General features: G+C 68.6%; 3 protein-coding genes. 2 read left to right on the top strand and 1 reads right to left on the bottom strand.

Features of this window, described 5'->3' with window-relative positions:
• Positions 1-50: 50 nt before the first annotated feature.
• Both ACFWY9_RS13650 and ACFWY9_RS13645 read left to right on the top strand, forming a co-directional pair.
• Positions 51-1,130 carry a thiamine pyrophosphate-dependent enzyme gene (locus ACFWY9_RS13650; RefSeq protein WP_378339009.1) on the top strand — a complete coding sequence of 360 codons (1,080 nt, stop codon included), beginning with the start codon at positions 51-53 and terminating at the stop codon, positions 1,128-1,130.
• A gap of 169 nt (positions 1,131-1,299) precedes the next feature.
• Positions 1,300-2,964, top strand: a complete 1,665-nt coding sequence (locus tag ACFWY9_RS13645) for a sulfatase (protein ID WP_378325394.1) — start codon at positions 1,300-1,302, stop codon at positions 2,962-2,964.
• Between the two features lie 77 nt (positions 2,965-3,041).
• Here the strand turns inward: ACFWY9_RS13645 and ACFWY9_RS13640 are convergent, their stop codons facing one another.
• On the bottom strand, positions 3,042-4,715 hold the full coding sequence (locus tag ACFWY9_RS13640) for a TIGR03086 family metal-binding protein (RefSeq protein ID WP_378338979.1): 1,674 nt from the start codon (positions 4,713-4,715) through the stop codon (positions 3,042-3,044).
• Positions 4,716-4,923: the final 208 nt, after the last annotated feature.

Below are 4,923 nucleotides of genomic sequence, written 5' to 3'. Positions count from 1 at the left end.
GGGGGGGGGGGGCGGGGGCGCGGGTTCGCGGGCGCGCGCCCCCCCCCGCGCTGCGCGGGGCGGGGGGGGGGGTGGCCCGGGGTGGGGGCCGCGACCGGCTGCTCGCCGTCGCCGAGCGGCTCGGCGTCCCGGTGCAGGTCACCTTGATGGGTAAGGGAAGTTTCCCCGAGGATCACGAGCTGTTCGCCGGGATGGCCGGGATCCAGACGTCGCAGCGGTGGGCGAACGCGGCCTTCCTCGAAGCCGACCTCGTGCTCGCGCTGGGCGCCCGGTTCGGCGACCGGCACACCGGGAATCTCGACGTCTACCGGGGTGAACGGAAGTTCATCCATGTCGACATCGAGCCGACCCAGCTCGGCAAGGTGTTCGGCCCCGACCTCGGCGTCGTGTCGGACACCGGCATGTTTCTCGACGCGCTCCTGACCACAATGGACGGTCAGGACACGGCACGGGACCGGGGCTGGGTGAAGCGGATCGGCGAACTGAAGACCGCGCTGCCGCGGCGGGAGGACTTCGACGACCGGCCGATCAAGGCGCCGCGGGTGTTCAAGGAGATCAACGAGTTCTACGGCGAGGACACCTACTTCGTCACCGCGATCGGGCTGTACCAGATCTGGTCGGGCCAGTTCCAGCGGGCGCACAAGCCCCGGCACTACCAGGTGTGCGGCCAGGCGGGCCCGCTCGGCTGGGAGATCCCGGCGGCGATCGGCGTCAAGAAGGCCCGCCCGGAGGCCCAGGTCGTCGGCGTGGTCGGGGACTACTCGTTCCAGTTCCTGGTGGAGGAACTGGCCGTGGCGGCGCAGTACGACGTCGGGTTCGTGCTGATCATGCTGAACAACGAGTACCTCGGGCTGATCCGCCAGGCCTCGCGGGGATACGACATGAACTACCAGGTCGACATCCACTACGACACGAACGGCTCGGACAACGTGAAGATCATGGAGGCCTACGGCTGCTCGGGCACCCGCGTGCACGAGCCGGGCGAGATCCGCGAGGCGCTGGCGTGGGCGGGCAAGGAGGCCGAGCGCACCAGCCGCCCGGTGCTCGTGGAGATCATGATCGAACGCGAGGCGAACGCGGCGATGGGCGCCGCGCTCGACTCGGTGGTGGAGTTCGAGGCCACCGCCTAGATCATCGCGTTGCAGTGGATCGCGGAACCCGGTGGCGGATCGAGGCGGGCCGTCAACAGACAAGGACGAAGCCTGACTCGACCCCACCGGGTCCCGGTCGCGGCGAGCGTGGTGTGCGCACATCACCCGTCGATGGTCCGCCGCGCCCGGCCCGCAGTGTCACGATTCCTTGTGGCGAAAGGGGATCTTTTCCGCATCGCGGCAGTCCGCGAAGTCGCTTGATCGCGAACGACCGGTTGCGGATCTTCAGCAGACCTTCAGCCATTTTCGCATCGCAACCGCGGGTATGCCGCCTTACCGTACCGGCATGAGCTCACAACGGAAGCATGGACCGATTCGCCGGGGCGTGCTCGTTGCCCTGGCCGGCGCCGCCTGCCTGCTCGTCACCTCATGCGCCGCCGCGCAGGTACCCGCCGCCTCCACCCAGCCGGGTGCGGCCGACCGTCCGAACGTGGTCTTCGTCCTCACCGACGACCTGGCCATGAATTTGGTTCAGTACATGCCGAACGTGCAGAAGCTGGCACGTGACGGCACCACCTTCGCCAACTACACGGTGACCGACTCGCTCTGCTGCCCCTCGCGGTCGTCGATCTTCACGGGCAAGTTCCCGCACGACACCGGCGTGGTCACCAATGGCGGATCCGATGGCGGGTTCGACGTCTTCCACAAGCGTGGCAATGAAAAGGCCACCTCCGCCGTCGCGTTGCAGGCCGCCGGCTATCGCACCGGGATGATGGGCAAGTACCTGAACGGCTATAACCCCCGAGGCAAGGTGGACGGACAGGAAAACTACGTCCCGCCCGGCTGGGACGAGTGGGACGTCGCCGGGAATGGTTATCCGGAGTTCGACTACGACCTCAACGAGAACCACACCGTCAAGCACTACGGCTCCCAACCGGAGGACTACCTCACCGACGTGGTGTCCGGAAAGGCGAGCGGATTCATCAACTCGTCCGTATCCGCGCACAAACCCTTCCTTCTCGAGGTCGCGACCTTCGCTCCGCACGGTCCGTTCACCCCCGCGCCGCGGGACCAGGACGCGTTCCCCGGTCTCACCGCTCCGCGCGGCAAGGCTTTCGACCAGTTGCCGAGCAACCCTCCGCAGTGGCTCGCCGGCCGCACGCCGCTGACCGACAAGGAGAAGAGCGTCATCGACACCGGCTTCCGCAAACGGGCGCAGGCGGTGCAGGCGGTCGATCGCATGGTCGGCTCGCTGCGCGACACGCTCACCAAGGCCGGCGTCGCGGACGACACGCTGGTCGTATTCAGCTCCGACAACGGCTTCCACATGGGCGAATACCGGCTCAACCCCGGGAAGATGACCGCGTTCGACACCGACATCCACGTTCCGCTGATCGTCGCCGGAGGCGCGAAACTCGGCGTGGGCGCGAACAAAACCATATCCAACCCGGTGGAAAACATCGACCTGGCACCCACCTTCGAAAAACTGGCCGGGCTGACACCGGCGGCCGATGTCGACGGTCACGACCTCATGCCGCTGCTCACCGGGCAGCCGGTCCCGGACGGGCGCACCACGGCGTTGATCGAACACCACGGCCCGGACTTCGACGCCTCCGACCCCGACAAGCCGGGGAAGAACAGCGGCAACCCCGCCACGTATGAGGCCTTGCGCACGGTCGACTACACCTACGTGGAGTACACCACCGATGGCAGCGCCGAATTCTACGATCGCACCGCCGATCCCGACGAGCTGAACAACGCCGCGGGCAGTCTGCCTCCCGACCGGCGCGCCCAGCTGCACAACGCGCTGCAAGCATTGGCGAACTGCCACGGTCAACAGGCCTGTTCGGCCGCCGAACGCCTTCTGCGCTGACCCGACGCGCCGGAAGAGCGGTCGCCGGCATGCCACCGCGAGCGGATTCGCGATGCCGCTCGCGGTGGCTTCCGTGCTCAAGCCGTCCACTGTGGATTCCGGCCGAGGTACCGCAGGAGCGACGCGACGGCGTCGTCATCGGCGGCGCCGTCCAGCGCGGGGGCGTAGGCACCGAACGGGCGCAGCGGTTCGACGATCTCCTTGGCCACGGAGAGCAGGATTTCGGCGAGACCGGGGTCGAGCGGTGACTCCTGCCCGGTGGCGACGGCGATGTCCCACGCGTGCACGGCGGCGTCCAGCGCGCAGGCACCGACCGCGATCGGCGCCGGGAGTTCGCCCTGCGGCAGGGGAGTGGGGACGCTCGCGGCGACTCCGGCGAACGCCACCGCGGACGCGGTGAGCGCGGATTCGAGGTAGGCGCCGCGGTCGCCGTCGATCCGGCCCGACGGGGCGAACGGGTTCTCCGCGGGGCCGCCGCGCCCGGTGATGGCGGCCGCGTAGCCGTGCTGATCCCCGGCCGCGTGCTGCAGTACCTGCGTCACGGTCCAGTCGCTACACGGTGTCGGCGCTTCCCAGGCGACACCGTCGGGTACTCCCGCGACGGCGGTGCGCAGCGCTCGGTGGGCTTCGCGGAGCACCGGCCACCGGTGCGCCAGCCCGGCGAAGAACTGCCGGAGGTCGCCGACGAGGACGTCGGTCGCCTCGTGCGCGGCGTAGTGCCCGGCGCCGGTCTCGGGGTAGGAGTTCCAGCTGACGAGGTTGGCGTGGTCGCGCGCGGCGAAGCGCCGGATCGACTGGAAGTCGTTCGGGAACATGGCCAGCGCTGTCGGGGTGGTGGTCGGGCCGGCCGGGTGTTCGGTGGTGTGCATTTCCTCGTAGTAGAAGCGGATCGAGGACCCCGCGGTGCCGGTCAGCCAGTAGAGCGCGACATTGGCGATGACGAACTCGGCGTCCAGCTTCTCGTCGAACAGCTGCGCGTTCCAGGCGAGCAGGCCGAGCGGGGAGTCCGCGAGCGCGAACGCGAGGGTGTGCGGCTGCTGGCTGTGCAGCGTGTTGAAGGAGAACTTCTCCTCGTAGAACCACTGCAGGGTCGCCAGCGCCGCCTGCTCCGTCTCGTCGAGGCCGGCCATTTCGGCCGGGTCGCCGGACGGGAACGAGAACAGCTGCGTGACGTGCACGCCGACGACGTTCTCCGGCGCGATGCGGCCGAGTTCGGGGGAGACCATCGAGCCGCCGTCGTTGCCGACGGCGCCGTAGCGCTCGTACCCGAGGCGGCGCATCAGCTCGGCCCACGCCCGCGCGGTGCGGTACCGGTCCCAGCCCGCCGACCGGGTCGGCCCGGAGAAGCCGAACCCGGGCAAGGACGGGATCACCAGGTGGAACGCGGGCTCGTCGGCCGAGGCCGGCTCGGCCAGCGGGCCGATGACGTCGAGGTATTCGACGATCGAGCCCGGCCAGCCGTGGGTCAGCACCAGCGGTGTCGCGTCCGGCCGCGACGAGCGGACGTGGAGAAAGTGGATGTCCTCGCCGTCGATCTCGGTGACGTACTGGGGAAAGGCGTTCAGCCGCGCTTCGAACGCGCGCCAGTCGAACTCGTCCAGCCAGTACTCGGCGAGCTTGCGGACCCGCTCGTTCGTGACGCCGTAGGCGGCGGGCAGGTCGTCGGGCCAGAGCGCCCTGCGCAGACGTGCCGAAAGCTCGTCGAGGTCGGCCTGGGGAACGTCGGCGCGGAAGGGGCGGATCTCGGTCACGGGGACTCCTCGGGGGATGGAACGGAATGGTTCGTTCCGAACCGTACCAGAGCGGAATGATCCGTTCCAGTGATAGTCTCGAAGCATGCCTCGAAACGTCGACACGCCCGCGGGGGGGTGGGCGGGCCGCCCACCACCCCCCCCCCAATTTGTTGTTAGAGTGTGACGGGCGCCACGAGTGAAAAAGAGAAATATTAAAAAAAAAAAA

It is taken from the genome of Amycolatopsis sp. NPDC059027 (genome assembly GCF_042739735.1).
Taxonomy (GTDB): domain Bacteria; phylum Actinomycetota; class Actinomycetes; order Mycobacteriales; family Pseudonocardiaceae; genus Amycolatopsis.
The sequence above is the reverse complement of the archived record's forward strand: the minus strand, read 5'-3'. Positions and strand labels throughout refer to the sequence as shown.